We start from the raw sequence: 16,310 nt of genomic DNA, 5'->3' as shown, positions 1-16,310 counted from the left end.
AAATTAATTAACCTTATTTTTGACTTTTTATAATAATAAAATTTATTTTTATTCTGAAATGAACGATTCATCGATTAAACAAATGCTTTCACCGATGTTCTGTTTAAAAAAATCTATTTTTGTATTTCAAAATAAAAAAGGATTCCTATTGTTTCTGAATTAACTCCACCTTATTTTTTTTATATCCAATATTTACAGAAAACATACAGTGAACTGCAATATCCTTTTTCAGAAAAACAACACTACGTCAAAAAATGAAAAACGTTATAAATTTATTTGATTTCAAGCAAAAAGTCAATTACAGAACAGAAATCTTAGCTGGCTTTACCGTTGCGATGACCATGATTCCCGAATCACTTTCTTTTGCGATATTAGCGGGTTTTCCGCCATTAACCGGTTTGTATGCGGCCTTTATTATGGGGTTGGTGACTGCAATTTTTGGAGGAAGACCTGGCCTGGTGTCAGGAGGAGCTGGTGCAACAGTGATTGTGTTAATTGCTTTAATGAAATCGAATGGTTTAGAATATGTGTTCGCGGCTGTTGCTTTAGCTGGCGTCTTGCAAATTTTGGTCGGCGTCTTTAAACTAGGAAAATTTATCCGCTTAGTACCGCAGCCCGTAATGTTTGGTTTTGTAAACGGATTGGCCATAGTTATTTTTATGTCGCAAATAGAACAGTTTAAAACAATAGTGAATGGTCAGAGTGTTTGGCTTTCTGGAAATCCGCTGTTTATCATGTTGGGTTTGGTCGCTTTAACCATTGCAATAGTGATTCTTTTTCCTAGAATATCCAAAGCGGTTCCGGCTTCTTTAGTCGCCATTATTATTGTTTTTGCTGTGGTTTTAGGTTTTAACATCCAAACGAAGACAGTTATGGATATTGCATCCATCAGTGGTGGTTTTCCTCCGTTTCATGTTCCTGATATACCACTGAATTGGGAAACGTTCCAATTGATTTTTCCGTACGCTTTGATTATGGCTTCAGTTGGTTTAACGGAAGGCTTATTGACTTTAAACTTAGTGGATGAAATTACAGCGACCAAAGGTAATGGTAACAGGGAGTCAATCGCGCAGGGGAGTGCCAATATTCTTAATGGGTTTTTCTATGGGATGGGTGGTTGTCCTATGATTGCTCAAACCTTAGTCAATCTTTCCGCAGGCTCTAGGGCTCGTTTGTCAGGTATTGTTGCGGCATTGACAATTCTATTGATTATTTTATTCGGTGGACCTGTAATTCAGAAGTTGCCTATTGCGGCTTTGGTGGGGGTTATGATTATGGTTGCTATCGGAACTTTTGAATGGGCGAGTTTCCGAATAATTAATAAAATGCCCAAACATGATATTTTTGTTTTGGTAACTGTGGCTTTAATTACGGTTGTACTTCACAATTTGGCATTGGCAGTTTTAATTGGGGTGGTTATTTCAGCCTTGGTATTTGCTTGGGAAAGTGCGAAACGCATTCGTGCCAAAAAATATACAGACGAAAAAGGTGTCAAGCATTACGAAATTTACGGGCCTCTTTTCTTTGCTTCTACCACTGCATTTGCTGAAAAGTTTGATGTTTTAAATGATCCTGCGGAAGTGATAATTGATTTTAAAGAAAGTAAAATAGTGGATATGAGTGCTATTGACGCTGTCAATAAAATTACAGAGCGCTATGCTAAAATCAATAAAAGAGTGCATTTGCGTCATTTGAGTGCTGATTGCCGACAATTGCTTCAAAACGCAGATCAGCTTATAGATGTAAATATTTTGGAAGACCCAACTTATAAAGTAGCAATAGAGTAGTGGAACACATGGTTCGTTATTATTCGAGACATCAAATCGTTTTGTGGAAATTATATATGACTGATTTGATTGTAATTCTTTTTTATAATTAATTATTAAATCGCTTATAAGGAAGATACGTCATTATTATTTCGATGGCTCTTGTCATGTAATAAGATAGACCGTTTACCGTTTTTGAAAACATTGTATCTCTTATTTTTAAGGATTCAGGAGTTATTTTTTGACATTGCAAAATAATCTGGTTGAGATGTTCCTGATACATTTTCGAAAAACCCGCCGAATTGATGCCTACGTTCATTTCGACACTTCCATACGAACTTAAATTATTCAGGTTAAAAGATCCAATGGTGGTCCACAGGTTATCGACTACTGCAGCTTTTCCGTGTAAAACAGATTGGTTCCATTCATACAGTTCAATATTGTAACTAAGAAGTTTCGAATAAAAATAACAGGCAGCGCGTCTGGTCATCGGGAGATCCGAAACTCCAGATAAAATTAATCGGATCCGCACTTTGTTTTTGGATGCTTTTTTGAGGGCGCGGGCTAACTTTCGGCCAGGCAGAAAATAACTTCCTACAATAGTTATTTGATTATTGGCGCTGCTAATGGATTTTATATAGGCATTCGAAATTTCACTTTTACGATTCAACCAGTCATTTTGAAGAATACGTACCATTGCATCTCTTTTAGATTGGTAAACCGGATTTATTTTTTTTCTTTGAATTTCTTTGTTCTTAAAATAAATTGCTTCGCAAAGTTCTGCCAGAGGTTCTGCAATTTTACCATTTACCAGAACAGCATAGTCAAGCCAAGGTGCTTCGGTTTCGGTTCCGTGGTATTTATCTGCAATATTGATTCCTCCGATTAATGCCGTTTTAGCATCAACAACAACTACTTTTTGATGCAATCTTCTACCGAGATAAAACGAGTTTTTAGAAAATAATGGGGAAAAGTATCGAAAGTTAATTCCGTTTTGTTTCAGCTCATTTATAATTTCTGTAGGGAAAGTTAGGGAACCAAAACCATCCAGCAAAATATAGATTTTTACTTGGCGACTGGCGGCTTTTTTCAACACCTTGATAATTCTTCCTCCTGTCACATCATTTTCAAAAATATACATCTGAAGATGTATTTCAAATTGTGCCTTGCTTATCATGCTTTCCAAGCGAGAAAAATAATCTTCACCACTATGAACAAGTTCAATGTTTTCAGTAGTAGAAACAGGATTTTCAGTGATTGGCATACGTTTTTTTGGTTTTAACTTCTTTTATCAAAATAAACTCCAGAATATTTTCAGTATCTAAAGTTCCAATGACTTGATCGTTTTTCGTAACAAGTACTAAGGTTAATTTATTTTGATAAATCTGTTCAAACACATTTTCTAAAAGAGTGTCAACATCAAGATAAATCAAATTTTTGTTCATGATGGTACTAATAGTAGGGTTTTCTTCTTTTTTAGAAAGTGCCAAAATGATTTCATCCCGATTCAAGGTTCCTACTACTTTGCTGTTTTCGGTTACCACAAAACTTTTATTTTGACTATCAAGCAACAAGGCAACGGCAATTTCTAAGGTATCATTGGCATCGATGGTTTGGTATTGTGTCATTAATACATCCCTTACTTTAAAGTCTTTAAGCAGGAATTGAGCCTCAGTATGTTCCGTTTCGATTTGAGCACCAAACATAACAAACAGTCCTATAGCGATCAAAAAGGGATTTGAAAAAAAACCTAAAAGGATAAAACCCAAAGCCAGAAATTGTCCTATACGGGCCGCTATTTTGGTTGCCACATGTCTTTCAAACTTGAAAGCCAGCAAGGCTCGCAGTACTCTTCCTCCATCCATAGGAAAAGCTGGAATGAGGTTGAAAAGAGCCAGCCAAATATTGACCATGAAGAAATTTAGGAAAAAGTTATCCGCATTAACACCATTCGAAATAATGATGCTAAATTCTTCTGGAGTTTGCGGTAAAGAAATAAAAAGACCAGTTAATAATGCTAAAGCAATATTTACCATGGGTCCGGCAAAAGCAACTAATAATTCTTCAATAGGTTTTTCGGGTAGTCTTTCTAAGCGCGCTAAACCGCCTATAGGCAAAAGTGTAATGTCTTTGGTTTGGATGTTGTATTTTTTAGCCATCAGTGCATGTCCCAATTCATGTAATAGAACCGTAACAAAAACACTCAGAATAAACATGACAGACCATGCGGTTTGCAGGGCATTGTAACCGGTTCTGTAGTTCATAAATATAATGAAAATTATAAGTATCGAGAAGGTCCAATGGATGTATATTCCGATGCCTGCAATTTTTCCGAGTTTTAAAGAGCCTTTCATTACGTTTACTTTTTAATAAAGTTAATCGGTTTGTATGGTAATTCTGGGAAGCAGATGTATTGAACCTTCAATTTTATTTATAAGCAGGCTCATACATTTTACTTTTTATAAATGCTTTGATATCAGCAGGTCTTTCTACACGGGCTAATCCCGAATCAAAAATCTGTTTCGTCACTTTTATGGCAACATTTAAGGACACTTCTAAAATAGAATCTATGTTTGGGTAAATCAATCCATTCTCAAAATCTTCTTCACTGATCTGTTCGGCTACCGCTTCTGCTGCAGTGATAAACATCTCATCAGTCACTCGTGTTGCTTCGGTGGCGAAAACAGCCAGTCCCATTGCGGGAAATATGTAAACATTATTTCCTTGTCCGGGAGTAAATGTTTTTCCTTCGTAAGTGACAGGTGCAAAAGGACTTCCACTGGCAAAAATAGCTTTTCCTTTGCTCCAGTTATAAGCATTTTCAGCGGAACATTCTGAATGAGAGGTTGGATTGGAGTACGGAAAAATAATTGGTCTTTCGTTTACCAAACTCATGTTTTCAATGATCTGTTGATTGAAAGCCCCTCCAATGGTACTTACACCAATTATGGCAGTTGGTTTGATTTTTAGTATCGATTCGGCAAAGTCAGTAGATAATTCTCCTTCGTGTGCGAATGTTTTTTGATAATCGGCTAAGTCAGTTCTAGCATTGACAAGCAACCCATTAACATCAAACATCCAAATTTGGTTCAGTGCTTCCTCTTTGCTTAATCCGTCTTTTTGAAATTTATGGACCAACATATCAGCGATACCAAAAGCGGCTGCTCCTGCACCCAGAAAAAGGAATCGTTGTTCTTTAAAAGGTTTTTTTAACAGACGGCTGATGGCGATAAAACCTGCTGTGGCTATAGCTGCAGTTCCTTGCATGTCATCATTGAAAGTACTGATTTTGTCTTGATATTTATTTAAAATTCGAATCGCATCAACACCTGCAAAGTCTTCCCATTGAATGCAAATTTTAGGGAATACTTCATTTATTGCCACTACAAAAGCATCGATAAAATCATCAAATTCTTTTCCTTTGATTCTTTTTTGTTTCAAACCGGGATAAAGTGGATCATCCAAAAAATCTTCGTTGTTGGTTCCGGCATCTAAAATTATGGGCAAGGTGTGCTCAGGAGGAACACCTGCGCAACTGGTGTATAAAATCAATTTACCAATAGGTATACCCATCCCGTTTATTCCTAAATCCCCTAGACCCAGAATACGTTCACCATCAGTAACTACTGTGAAGCGGATATCATCTACAGGCCAGTTTCGGAGTATTTCTTTGATATTGTCTTTTTGATTAATGGAAATGTAAAGTCCTCTCGGGCGTCTGGCTAAATGTCCTAGTTTTTCACAGGCTTCCCCAACAGTTGGAGTGTAGACCAATGGTAAAAATTTCGAAGGTTTGCTGCTAATTGTTTTGAAAAACAGGGTCTCGTTTGTTTCCAATAAATTCATTAGATAAATGTACTTATTTATTGGACGTTGAAAATTATCAAGCTGCTCATTGACGCGTAAAATCTGGGTTTCTAATGTCTCGACTACATCGGGCAATAATCCCATTAATCCATATTTCTTTCTTTCTTCCAGAGTAAATGCACCTCCTTTATTGGTACGGGCGTTACGCATAATTGAATAACCTATATGTTCTTTCATCTTAGATTTTTTTGATATAGTTGAAAAAAGTAGTGACCAGTCTAGATTTTAATTTGCTATGAGCATCATAAGGGTAATGTGTATTGAATACGTATTAATTAAAATAGATTAAAAAGAATGAGAGTTTATTGATAAAATTTGATAATTAGAACAATAGAGATGTTTCCTTTTTTGAAGTCAATCAACTGACATTGTATCAAATATAATTAAAATATTTTGGAAAATGAAAAATTTACCTCCTGTTTTTGTCAGTAATTTCGATAGCGATGAAGGGATGCAGCGAATGTGTTTTGAAAGATAATTGCCATCGTGATTTCAGTTTTCTGTTACATGTTTTTCGATTTCATTTTATCTTGGATATAGGAAACCAAGTTTTGTAAGTTTGTCGTTTTTCCATAATCCTGTTCCGGAATTTCGATTCCTAATTTTTTGTCTAATGCTACAAGGAATTGAAGTGCATCGAAAGAATCAATATTAAGAGTCTCCTTAATATTTTCTTCGGGTTTTAATTCTGAAGGCTCTGTGTCCGGTGCAATATGTTTCAATAATTGAAAAATGGTTTGCTTAATAGTTTCTTCGGTCATAATGATTCGGGATTTTGTAAATTTTTATTTAGAACATTCAAAAACCGGCTGCCAGTCAGTCCATCCGTGGCACGATGATCACCAGCCAAAGTAACTGTTACTACAGAACGGATACCCAGCATTCCTGCTTCCGCAAAAGGCTGCTCCGAAATACTTCCAAATCCCACTATAGCTACTTGGGGAGGATAAATCACACCAAAAACCAAATCCGCACCACCATCTCCCATACTGGTAATCGTAATAGTGGAATCACTCAGCTCAGAACTTCTTAATTTCAAGGCCCTTGCTCTTGGAATAATGTCGTTTAATGCTTCCATGATTTCGTCAATGCTTTTTAAATCAGCCTGATGAATAGCAGGAACGATAATTCCACCGTTTCGCAATGATATGACAAAACCAATATTGATATCTTTTTTTTGTTGCAAACCGTTATCCCAAGTCGCATTCAAATCCGGAAATCCCTTCAGTGATTTTGCGGTTGCTTTTATAAACAAAACGACAGGAAGTAGACGAGATGCTATTTTTCGAAGGCTGTTGGCTTCCTGCAACCATTTCAATGCTTTGGTGAGGTCTATTTTTTTCTCCAGATAGTAATGCGGAATCTCCCTGTTCGATTTACTCATTGCGGCAGCAACTGCAGAACGAATCAGTACGGCGGGCTCTGTTGTTTTTTCTTTTTCAAAAGAAGTCCCTTGCGCTAGGGCATGCTCCACATCTTCTTTGGTAATAGCACCTTCGGGTCCGGTTCCTTTTATTTGCTGAAGGTCAATATGATTTTCTGCCGCTATTCTTTTCGCTAAAGGTGATGCCTTGATATGTTTGGCTTCTATTTTCTCTCGAACAATTGGTTGGGCTATTTTTTCTTCTATGGGTTGTAATGTGATTGGTTCTTCTTTTTTAGTTTCTAATGCAACAGCAGTTGGACTAATCAAAGCCATTACAGTGCCAACTGGTACTTTAGTGCCTTCCTGAATCAGCAGTTCAGCTATGGTTCCTTCGTCAAAAACTTCGATTTCAATGAGTCCTTTTTGTGTTTCTACTTCAGCAATAATATCCCCACGTTTCACCGGATCGCCTGGCTTTTTTTTCCACTCGATCAAGGTTCCGTCTTCCATATCAGCGCCTAAACTTGGCATTAGAAATTCAATCATGAGAAATCATTTTTTTTGCAGCATTTACAATGTCCTTTTTTTGAGGAACGGATGCCTCTTCTAAATGGGCAGGGTAGGGAATAGGTACTTCAACACCGCACAATCGTTCAACTGGGGCATCCAAATCATAAAATGCTTTTTCCATAATACGGGCGCTTACTTCCGAAGAAATACTGACCGAACGCCAGGCGTCTTCCACAATAAGGGCCCGATGTGTTTTGGCAACCGAATTCAGAAAAGTAGTTTCGTCCAGAGGCCTCAAAACCCGCAAGTCTATGACTTCGACATTAATGCCAATAGATGCTAATTCATCGGCTGCTTCCAAACTTTTATACACCGCTGTTCCATAAGTGATAATCGAAAGAGCTGTTCCCTCTCTTAGAACTTTTGCTTTAGTGATGTCAACTGTTTCAGGATTGGCGTTGATTTCTTTTTCTAAATTGAGCATTGAGGTATATTCGAACAATAACACAGGATCTGGACTTTGCAAAGCAGTCCGTAACATAGACCGGGCATCTTCATGAGTTCCCACTGATAAAACGATCAGTCCGGGAATATGTGCATAAAACGGTTCCCAACTATGGGAATGTTGAGCTCCCAATTGACGACCAATTCCAGAGCTCATTCGTATGACCAGAGGAACCTGCAATTGTCCGCCCGTCATGTGTTGCAATGTGGCCGCATTATTCACAATTTGATCCATCGCCAGCAAACTGAAGTTAACAGTCATAACTTCAACAATGGGTTTCATGCCAGTTATGGCAGCCCCAATTCCGGCGCCCACAAAACCGGCTTCCGAAAGCGGAACGTCCATAATTCGCTCTTCGCCAAATTCCTGTAACAATCCTTTGCTTACCGCAAAAGCGCCTCCGTACCGTCCCACATCTTCCCCCATTAGAAAAACCCGTTCATCATTTTGCAATGCTTCGCGAAGGCCCTGTTTCAAAGCATCACGATAGGTACTGTTTGTTTTTTCGATAGTGTTTTCCATGAGGTAAATACATTTGTGTTTTTAGCTTTTCCAACGTTTTAAGGCAGGCAGAATATTAATGGCTTTTTGAATGGCATAGTCATGAAGTTCCAATTTTTTCATTTGGTTTTTGACATTGTTTTGCATTTCTTCCAAGCTCATTTTTGGGTGTTTGAATTCCCCATTTTCATAACAGTACTTACAATATTCTTTGCTTTTTAAACCATTTTTTTTGGTTCCTTTTACGGCTTCTGAGTCAAGCGGCATTCCGCAACTTTGACAGATTTCTTTATTTTCCATGATGTATTTTTTGATGGTTAATAATTTAGCTATTTCTTGTCATGTGCTTCCTTAATCCATCTGATCAATTCGTTATTAATTTCATCTTCCGTAACAATATCAATATAGAACAAGTAGCGATTTGATGATAGTTGAATATATTGTTTAATTCTTTCGTTTTTTATTTCATGACTTAGAGCAAAATCAACTCTTATTTTGTTTTTGAAAATTTTTACAGCCGCAAATGTGAATGTGCTGACAAAGTGAATGCAACATTCCAGAGATTCAATTTTAAGAGAGCCAAGCATCCTTCTGACTGCCACTTCAAGTTTATCGTATAATAATTTTCCCTTGTCTTTATTCTTAAAATGTTGTTCTATAGGGAATAATTTACAGGAATGACTTTGATTTTTTTTCTCAAATTGACGTCCACATGTAGGACAAGTCCATAAATTGATTGTTTTAGGTTTTGTTTTCACTGTAAACAAATTTGGTTAAGTAGTCTATTGGTTCCCAATTTCCTGCTTCCGCAAAATCGACAGCAATCTGGATTTTATGCTGTATTTTTTCCTCCATTATCGCCAATTCATTTTCTGTAATCCATTGTTTTTGCAAAAGATATTGTTGGAATTGCGGAATAGGATCTCGTTTTTTCCATTCATCCACTTCTTTTTTGTCCCGGTATAATTCGGCATCAAACATCGAGTGGGCCCTGAAACGATAGGTATTACAAACCAATAAATAAGGATTTCCGCTAGTTCTCACTTTTTGGACAGCCATATTGGCCGCATCCATTACAGCCAGTAAATCCATTCCGTCTACGGCAACAGATTCTATTCCGTAAGCAGCACCTTTTTTTTCCAGTTCAGTCACAGCATGCGAGTATCGTATAGCGGTTCCCATGGCATACAGATTGTTTTCGCAAACAAATAAAAGGGGAACTTTCCATAGCGCTGCCAGATTCATAGCTTCATGGAATTCGCCCTCAGCAGCGGCTCCTTCACCAAAAAACACGCAGGTGATGTTAGCTTTCTTTTGTTTTTTGGATGCCAATGCCATTCCTACCGCTACAGGAAGATGGCCACATACGATAGCATTTCCTCCATAAAACTTTTTTGAGACATCAAACAAATGCATCGAACCGCCACGGCCTCGGCTGCAGCCTTCCATTTTGCCATACATTTCAGCCATGATCCTATCAGCATCAATTCCACGAGCCAATGCATGACCGTGTTCTCGATACGTGCTAAGAATATTATCATCCTCATTCAATGCCTGATTTACTCCTACAGCGACAGCTTCTTCTCCAATGTACAAATGCAGAAATCCGCGGATTTTGGCTTTGGTGTATTGTTCAGCGGCTTTCTCTTCAAACCTTCGAATGAGCAGCATTTGATACAAAAGTAAAAGTCCTTTTTTTTCGTCCATCGGTGCGGGTAATGATCCAGCGTGTAACATGATGTTTTATTTTAATTAAAAAATATATTGATAATCCAGAAATCTTCTGTAAAAAAAAATAAGTCACTGATGCAAAATCTTTGAAAATAGTGTAACAGGCTAAATCCGATTGGTATTCCTCATTTGAGTGCCGTTTTTTTACATTCCAAATGCATAATAATAAAAAGTAGAATCACCAGCGTATTTTCCTTGTAACATGATGCCGCCTTTTTGCGCTCCTACCGCCTCAATAAATGAGTTTACAGATGTTACCGGTTTATTGTTGACTGACGTAATCACAAAGCCTTCCCGTATATCTGTGTATTGTTTCAGTTTTCCTTCCGATATTTTTGTGACTTTTAGTCCGGCTTTTAATTTGTATTTTTTCTGATCTTCAGCAGTAATAGGAACTAATTGAACTCCCAAATCTTTAAGTATACTAGAGCTTGCAGTTTTAATTATAGTAGTACTTTGTTCTTGTTTTTTGAGTGTGGCAATAAGTTCTTTTTTTTCGCTTCCATTTCGGATTAGGGTGATTTTTACTTTTTCGCCCGGGCGTTTCCGCATAATAATTTCCTGTAATTTAGATGAGGTTTTTGTTTCAATATTATCAATACTGATAATAACATCTTTCGCTTTGACCCCTGCTAACTGTGCCGCACCATTTACTGATACGCTGTCGACATAAACCCCATTAGCACGGTCGCTGTTGATTTCTTTTGCAATGGTACTGTTCATATCACGGATAACAATGCCAAGAACGCCTCGCTGAACAGTTCCAAAATTCATCAGATCGTTTGCTACTTTTTTAACTATATCTACAGGGATGGCGAAAGCATAACCTGCATACACCCCCGTTGGTGTCGCTATGGCTGTATTGATTCCGATGAGTTTTCCTTCAAGTGTTACCAATGCTCCGCCGCTGTTGCCGGGATTGACTGCCGCATCAGTTTGTATGAAGGATTCGATAGCTCCCTGATCACTTAGTATATTGATATTTCGGGCTTTGGCACTGACGATTCCTGCCGTAACGGTAGAGGCCAGATTAAACGGATTTCCTACTGCAACTACCCATTCCCCAACTTCTATAGTATCACTGTCGCCATACATAATGAAGGAAAGATCCTTTTCGTTGATCTTAAGAAGAGCCAAATCTGTTTGCGGATCAGTACCAATAATTTTAGCTGGATACGAGCGTCCGTCAAACAAAGTGACATTAATTTCATCAGCATTTTTGACAACATGGTTATTGGTAATTATGTAGCCGTCGGGTGTCAGGATAACGCCGGAGGCACTCCCTACTATCGGTTGGGAATCTTGTTGTTCTGACTCGGGATTTTGGAATTCAAATTGTCTGAAAAAAGGATCGTTTTTAAAAAAATCTTTTAAGGCATCTGGAATGTCATGAAAATTATTGTCGCCATTTCCATATTGTTGTGCCTGTGATTTGAAAGTAGATTTGATGTTGACGACACCTGGAGTTGCTGTTTTGGCAGCCAATCTGAAATCGACATTACCAGTATAAAAAGTTTTATCTGGACTGGAAGCAGCACTTTTCTGAATGGCTTCAATATCCTTTTCATTTTTCTTGTCCTGTGCTTGGCATCCTTGAATTAATAAGAGGAAAATAAACCAATATATTCCCGTACTTTTCCAATTTCTTTCTTTATGTGTTATCATGACTGTGGTTGATTTTAGTGAACATTAGTTTGGATATGCTAGCATTATTTTAGGATTGTTCCAATGTGGAGAGATCTCCTTCCGGTAATCCCAGTTCTCGTGCTTTTAATAATCGGCGTAAAATTTTTCCGCTCCGGGTTTTGGGAATACTCGCGATGAATTCAATTTCTTTAGGTGCTACAGCTGGTCCCATTTCTTTTCGGGCGAAACCCATAATATCCATTTTAGTTTCTTCATTGGGCGGTTCACCAGTTTTCAATACTACAAATGCTTTTACCAATTCGCCAATGGTCGGTTCCGGTTTTCCAATCACTGCTGCTTCTGCCACGGCGGGATGTCGCATCAGGGTACTTTCTACTTCAAAAGGTCCAACCATATGCCCCGAAGTTTTGATAATATCATCAGCCCGACCAATAAACCAGTAATAGCCGTCGGCATCTTTTTTGGCCAAATCCCCGCTGAGGTACCATTTGCCTATAAAGCATTTTTTGTAACGTTCTTCTTCATGCAGATAGCCGCGAAAAAGAGATGGAAAACCCTTTTTTAGAACCAAATGCCCTTGGATATTGGGTTCTGTAATCAATTTTAACTGTTTGTCATTCACTTCGGCAATTGCAATTTCAATTCCGGGTAACGGTTTTCCCATTGAACCGGGTTTTACTTTCATAGAGGGGTAGTTGGCAATCATAATTCCTCCGGTTTCGGTTTGCCACCAATTGTCCAGAATTGGAATACCAAAATTATCCTGACCCCAAATCACAGCTTCGGCATGAAGAGGTTCCCCCACACTCAAAATCAATCTTAGATTTTCGAGATGATACGAAAGTCTTGGTTTTATATCCATTCGCATCAACCGCCTGATAGCAGTGGGAGCGGTGTACCAGATTGAAATTTTATGTTCCTCGAGAATCGAATACCATCTTGCGGCCTCAAAATCTTCTTCATCAATTATACTGGTTATTCCATGAAGTAAAGGGGCAATAATCCCATAGGAAGTTCCTGTTACCCATCCTGGATCTGCCGTGCACCAATATCTATCTCCTGCATGGAAATCCAGAACATATTTACCGGTTATGTAATGGGTAAGCACAGCCTGATGTACATGAAGGACTCCTTTTGGCATTCCGGTCGTTCCACTGGTAAAATGAAGTAGAGCCGGATCTTCAGGACTGGTTTTCGGGATAATAAAATCGGTTATGGCATCTTCCATCAGTTTAGAAAAAGACAATACTTTTTCTGAAATGTGTTCGCTTGCATCAGTGAGAATAATGTAACGAAGTACTGGAAGCCTTTCGATTAAAAGTTTTATCTTTTTTTCAAATAAAATAGAAGTGGTCACTAAAACGGTGGCATCTCCTCTGCTAAGTCTTTGGAAAACTGGCTCGGGGCCAAATACAGAAAACAGTGGACAAAAAACGGCAGTGTATTTCAAAGTGCCCAAGGCAGTAATGTATAATTCAGGAATTCGTCCGGCAAAAGAGAAAACGCGTTCTCCTTTTTGAATACCTAAATTCTGAAGAACATTGGCAAATTGCGAAGTCTGTTTTTGTAGTTCCCCATAAGTCAGATCGTGAAAGCTTCTGTCTTTTCGAATAAAACGGAAAGCGATTGTGTTTTTTATACGATCAGTATGACGTTCTATAGCTTCATAGGCAATGTTCAAACCTTTTTTATCTGGGAGACCACTTAATTCAAGGGCAATGTTTTCCCATGAAAAAGAGGTGTATGCTTTTTCATAATCAAAAGGAGGTTGCGCCGTTGTATTTTTGATCGTTATCATACTATTGTGATTAAGTAGTGCAATTCAGTTGAATCATGCTTTTAATAACTATATGGATTATTCGAATAAGTGTCCGAATCAGAATGGCTCCCCAAGGGGAATAATACTGTGCTCAGTGAATATTTCGGGTTCGAATCGGATAGGAACTTTTACAGCATTGGAAATCAGACAGGATCTTTCACTCATTTCCAAAACATGTTTTGCCCTGTCTGGTTTTTGGGAAAAGGGAATAACGATTTTGGGTTTCAGAATGATTTCGGTGACCGTGTATTTACCATTAACCAAATCCACTATGCAAGTAGATTTACTTTCAAAGCTTACAAATTCAAGTTTAGAATTTTCGGCAATGGTCAAAAAAGTGCTCAGAAGACAACCATTTATAGCCGCAATAAATAAGTGCTCCGGCGACCAGATTCCTTCCATTCCTTTTGGGAAGTCTGGCGGTGTGGCAACTTCTATACTTTGCGGTAAAACGGGAGAACTTAAAACTCCTTTTCTTTTACCTGTCCATTTTAGGTTTACTTCGTATGTCTGCATTTTTTATGAATTTAATTGTTTCTCTATTTTTTCAATTCGTACAGAAGTAATCTTATATTCTGGTGTTTGCACATATTTATCCCTGAATGGTCCTGTAATTTTGTTTGTAAATACTTCACTGTTGCTGAATGTTGTAAAACATTCTCCTTTTCGAATGTTGTTATCAGTTTTTACCTGTAAAACGGTAATGCCATATTTGCTTATAATTTTCGCCTGTTCTCCATTTTTTAGTTTTATCAGAACTGCATCATCTGGATGAATATGCAGGAAATCGGAAGAAATAATGTTTTTATTAGCAGTTCTGTAGGTCATAGTACCAGAATTAAAATGATACAATTCCCTTCCGGTAGTCAAAATAAAAGGAAACAATTCAGTGGCTTGCTCAGGTGTCGGCGTATAATCTATTTGAAAAAGATTGGCTTTATCACCAATGGGAAATTTTTTTTCGTGAAGGATTTCGGTGCCGGGATGGTTTTCGTCTGGGCAGGGCCATTGAATACCGTTTTTCTCCAGACGTTGGTAGGTAATCCCAAAAACCGTTTTCCATGCTTCCCTGATTTCATTCCAGATGTCTTCGGTTGACGAATAATTAAATAACATTTTTTTATCCATTTTTTCTGCCATGGCACATATAATTTCCGAATCGCTTTTTACTGTATCGGGAGGAGGAATCACTTTTCTTATTTTTTGAATTCTTCGTTCCGAGTTCATGAAAGTTCCTTCTTTTTCAAATGAGGAAGCAACGGGAAGAAACACATTTGCAAATCGTTTAGCCGTTTCAGTAAGAAACATATCTTGAACGATAAGTAAATCAAGGTTTTGGAATGCTTTTTCCGTATGACTCGAATCAGGCATGGTAAAATAGACATCATAACCAACAATCCACAGAGATTTGAGTTTACCCAATGCTGCAGCGTCAATCATTTCAAGTAGGTTTAGCCCTTTTTTATCTGGTAAATTGGCGTTCCAGAGTTTCTCAAACCGCGCCCTGTCTTTTTTTACAGAAGCTAGGCCGGTGTATGATCCAGGCTCGCAGCCCATTACTGCTGCACCCTGAACGTTGTTTTGTCCTCGTAAAGGGTTAATTCCGCTTCCCGGTTTACCTATATTACCTGTAATCAGTGCAAGGTTTACGAGAGCCATCACAGACTCTGTTCCTTGTGTGTGTTCGGTTAATCCAAGACCATGAAAGCACATAGAAGGAGAGGCCGTAGCATACAATCGGGCAGCCTCGCGTATCAGTTGTGCATCAATCTGACAAATATCAGCAGCTCGCTCGGGAGTCCATTCGCTGATAAATTTTTTAAATACTTCCCAACCTTCAACACGTTTGTCTAAAAATTTAGGGTCAAATAATTGTTCTTCCACAATAACATTGGCCATGGCATTAAAAAGCGGAATATTGGTACCAGCCTTTAATTGTAAATGATATTTGGCATATTTTGTAAGTTCAATTTTTCGAGGGTCAATTACAATCAGATTTGTTCCTTTCAACACTGTTTGTTTGATTCTTGCTCCAACGATAGGGTGATTTTGAGTGGCATTGGATCCGGAAATGAGAATTGTTTTTGCTTTTTCGATATCATCAAAAGAATTGGTTGCCGCTCCGGTTCCCATCATCATGCTCATGGCTTTGGCAGTTGGTTGATGGCATACCCTTGCACAATTTTCAATATTATTTGTTCCAATAACTGCTCTTGCAAATTTTTGTATCAGGTAATTTTCCTCATTTGTCGCTCGGGCAGAAGCGATGATTCCAATGCTATCCGGGCCATACTGAGCAGAAATGGATTTTAGTTTTTCAGAACAAAAATGAAGTGCTTCTTCCCAAGAAACATTTATCCATTTCCCATTTTTGCGAATCATGGGATGCTTTATCCGGTCGTCGGCATAATTATAATTCCAGGCGTAGCGCCCTTTCACGCAAAGATGCCCTTTGCTTACCGGAGATTCTATCACAGGATGAATCCCGACTATTTTGTCATTTTTGGTACCGACATTTATTTATAAGGGGTATAACCAAAAGTATATAAATACATAATATAAAAAAGGTCGAAAAAGCCAATAAAATAAAGGGATTAC

General features: G+C 38.1%; 14 protein-coding genes. 1 reads left to right on the top strand and 13 read right to left on the bottom strand.

Translation table 11 applies throughout. The annotated features are described in order from the left end of the window. Positions 1-254 precede the first annotated feature (254 nt). Positions 255-1,787, top strand: a complete 1,533-nt coding sequence (locus ABEB23_RS17160; RefSeq protein ID WP_348813908.1) for a SulP family inorganic anion transporter — start codon at positions 255-257, stop codon at positions 1,785-1,787. Positions 1,788-1,875: 88 nt separating this feature from the next. On the opposite strand, the gene ABEB23_RS17155 is transcribed toward ABEB23_RS17160, so the two are convergent. The 13 genes from ABEB23_RS17155 to fdhF all read right to left on the bottom strand — a co-directional run bounded on the left by ABEB23_RS17155 (position 1,876) and on the right by fdhF (position 16,232). Further along, positions 1,876-3,030 carry a phospholipase D-like domain-containing protein gene (locus ABEB23_RS17155; RefSeq protein ID WP_348813907.1) on the bottom strand — a complete coding sequence of 385 codons (1,155 nt, stop codon included), beginning with the start codon at positions 3,028-3,030 and terminating at the stop codon, positions 1,876-1,878. Next, complete coding sequence (locus ABEB23_RS17150) at positions 3,017-4,120, bottom strand: site-2 protease family protein (RefSeq protein ID WP_348813906.1); 1,104 nt, start codon at positions 4,118-4,120, stop codon at positions 3,017-3,019. Before ABEB23_RS17150 ends, ABEB23_RS17155 begins: the two co-directional genes overlap by 14 nt. Positions 4,121-4,193: 73 nt before the next feature. After that, entirely contained in the window at positions 4,194-5,810 is a 1,617-nt protein-coding gene (locus tag ABEB23_RS17145; RefSeq protein ID WP_348813905.1) for an NAD-dependent malic enzyme, read from the bottom strand. Positions 5,811-6,136: 326 nt separating this feature from the next. Then, complete coding sequence (locus tag ABEB23_RS17140) at positions 6,137-6,394, bottom strand: acyl carrier protein (RefSeq protein ID WP_348813904.1); 258 nt, start codon at positions 6,392-6,394, stop codon at positions 6,137-6,139. Further along, positions 6,391-7,545 carry a dihydrolipoamide acetyltransferase family protein gene (locus tag ABEB23_RS17135; protein ID WP_348813903.1) on the bottom strand — a complete coding sequence of 385 codons (1,155 nt, stop codon included), beginning with the start codon at positions 7,543-7,545 and terminating at the stop codon, positions 6,391-6,393. Before ABEB23_RS17135 ends, ABEB23_RS17140 begins: the two co-directional genes overlap by 4 nt. After that, positions 7,538-8,536: an alpha-ketoacid dehydrogenase subunit beta gene (locus ABEB23_RS17130; protein WP_348813902.1), complete on the bottom strand. Its 999-nt coding sequence runs from the start codon at positions 8,534-8,536 to the stop codon at positions 7,538-7,540. The genes ABEB23_RS17135 and ABEB23_RS17130 overlap by 8 nt, the downstream gene beginning before the upstream one ends. Before the next feature lie 21 nt (positions 8,537-8,557). Continuing rightward, positions 8,558-8,815 carry a zinc ribbon domain-containing protein gene (locus ABEB23_RS17125; RefSeq protein WP_348813901.1) on the bottom strand — a complete coding sequence of 86 codons (258 nt, stop codon included), beginning with the start codon at positions 8,813-8,815 and terminating at the stop codon, positions 8,558-8,560. 29 nt (positions 8,816-8,844) lie between these two features. After that, positions 8,845-9,273, bottom strand: a complete 429-nt coding sequence (locus tag ABEB23_RS17120) for a DUF5655 domain-containing protein (protein ID WP_348813900.1) — start codon at positions 9,271-9,273, stop codon at positions 8,845-8,847. After that, positions 9,257-10,252: a pyruvate dehydrogenase (acetyl-transferring) E1 component subunit alpha gene (gene pdhA, locus ABEB23_RS17115; protein ID WP_348813899.1), complete on the bottom strand. Its 996-nt coding sequence runs from the start codon at positions 10,250-10,252 to the stop codon at positions 9,257-9,259. Before pdhA ends, ABEB23_RS17120 begins: the two co-directional genes overlap by 17 nt. Positions 10,253-10,390: 138 nt before the next feature. Further along, the gene (locus tag ABEB23_RS17110) at positions 10,391-11,911 is read right to left on the bottom strand and encodes a trypsin-like peptidase domain-containing protein (protein ID WP_348813898.1); all 1,521 of its coding nucleotides are present in this window, start codon (positions 11,909-11,911) and stop codon (positions 10,391-10,393) included. A 49-nt stretch (positions 11,912-11,960) separates the two neighbouring features. Continuing rightward, a complete protein-coding gene (acsA, locus tag ABEB23_RS17105) occupies positions 11,961-13,691 on the bottom strand; it encodes an acetate--CoA ligase (RefSeq protein ID WP_348813896.1) in 1,731 nt (576 codons plus the stop codon). 78 nt (positions 13,692-13,769) lie between these two features. After that, on the bottom strand, positions 13,770-14,228 hold the full coding sequence (locus tag ABEB23_RS17100; protein ID WP_348813895.1) for an OsmC family protein: 459 nt from the start codon (positions 14,226-14,228) through the stop codon (positions 13,770-13,772). Between the two features lie 3 nt (positions 14,229-14,231). Continuing rightward, positions 14,232-16,232, bottom strand: coding sequence for a formate dehydrogenase subunit alpha (gene fdhF, locus ABEB23_RS17095; RefSeq protein ID WP_348814005.1), 2,001 nt, complete (start codon positions 16,230-16,232; stop codon positions 14,232-14,234). Positions 16,233-16,310 lie beyond the last annotated feature (78 nt).

Origin of the sequence: Flavobacterium maritimum (assembly GCF_040049085.1) — a bacterium.
In the GTDB taxonomy this organism is placed as follows: domain Bacteria; phylum Bacteroidota; class Bacteroidia; order Flavobacteriales; family Flavobacteriaceae; genus Flavobacterium; species Flavobacterium maritimum.
This window is presented reverse-complemented; position numbering and strand designations above follow the sequence as displayed.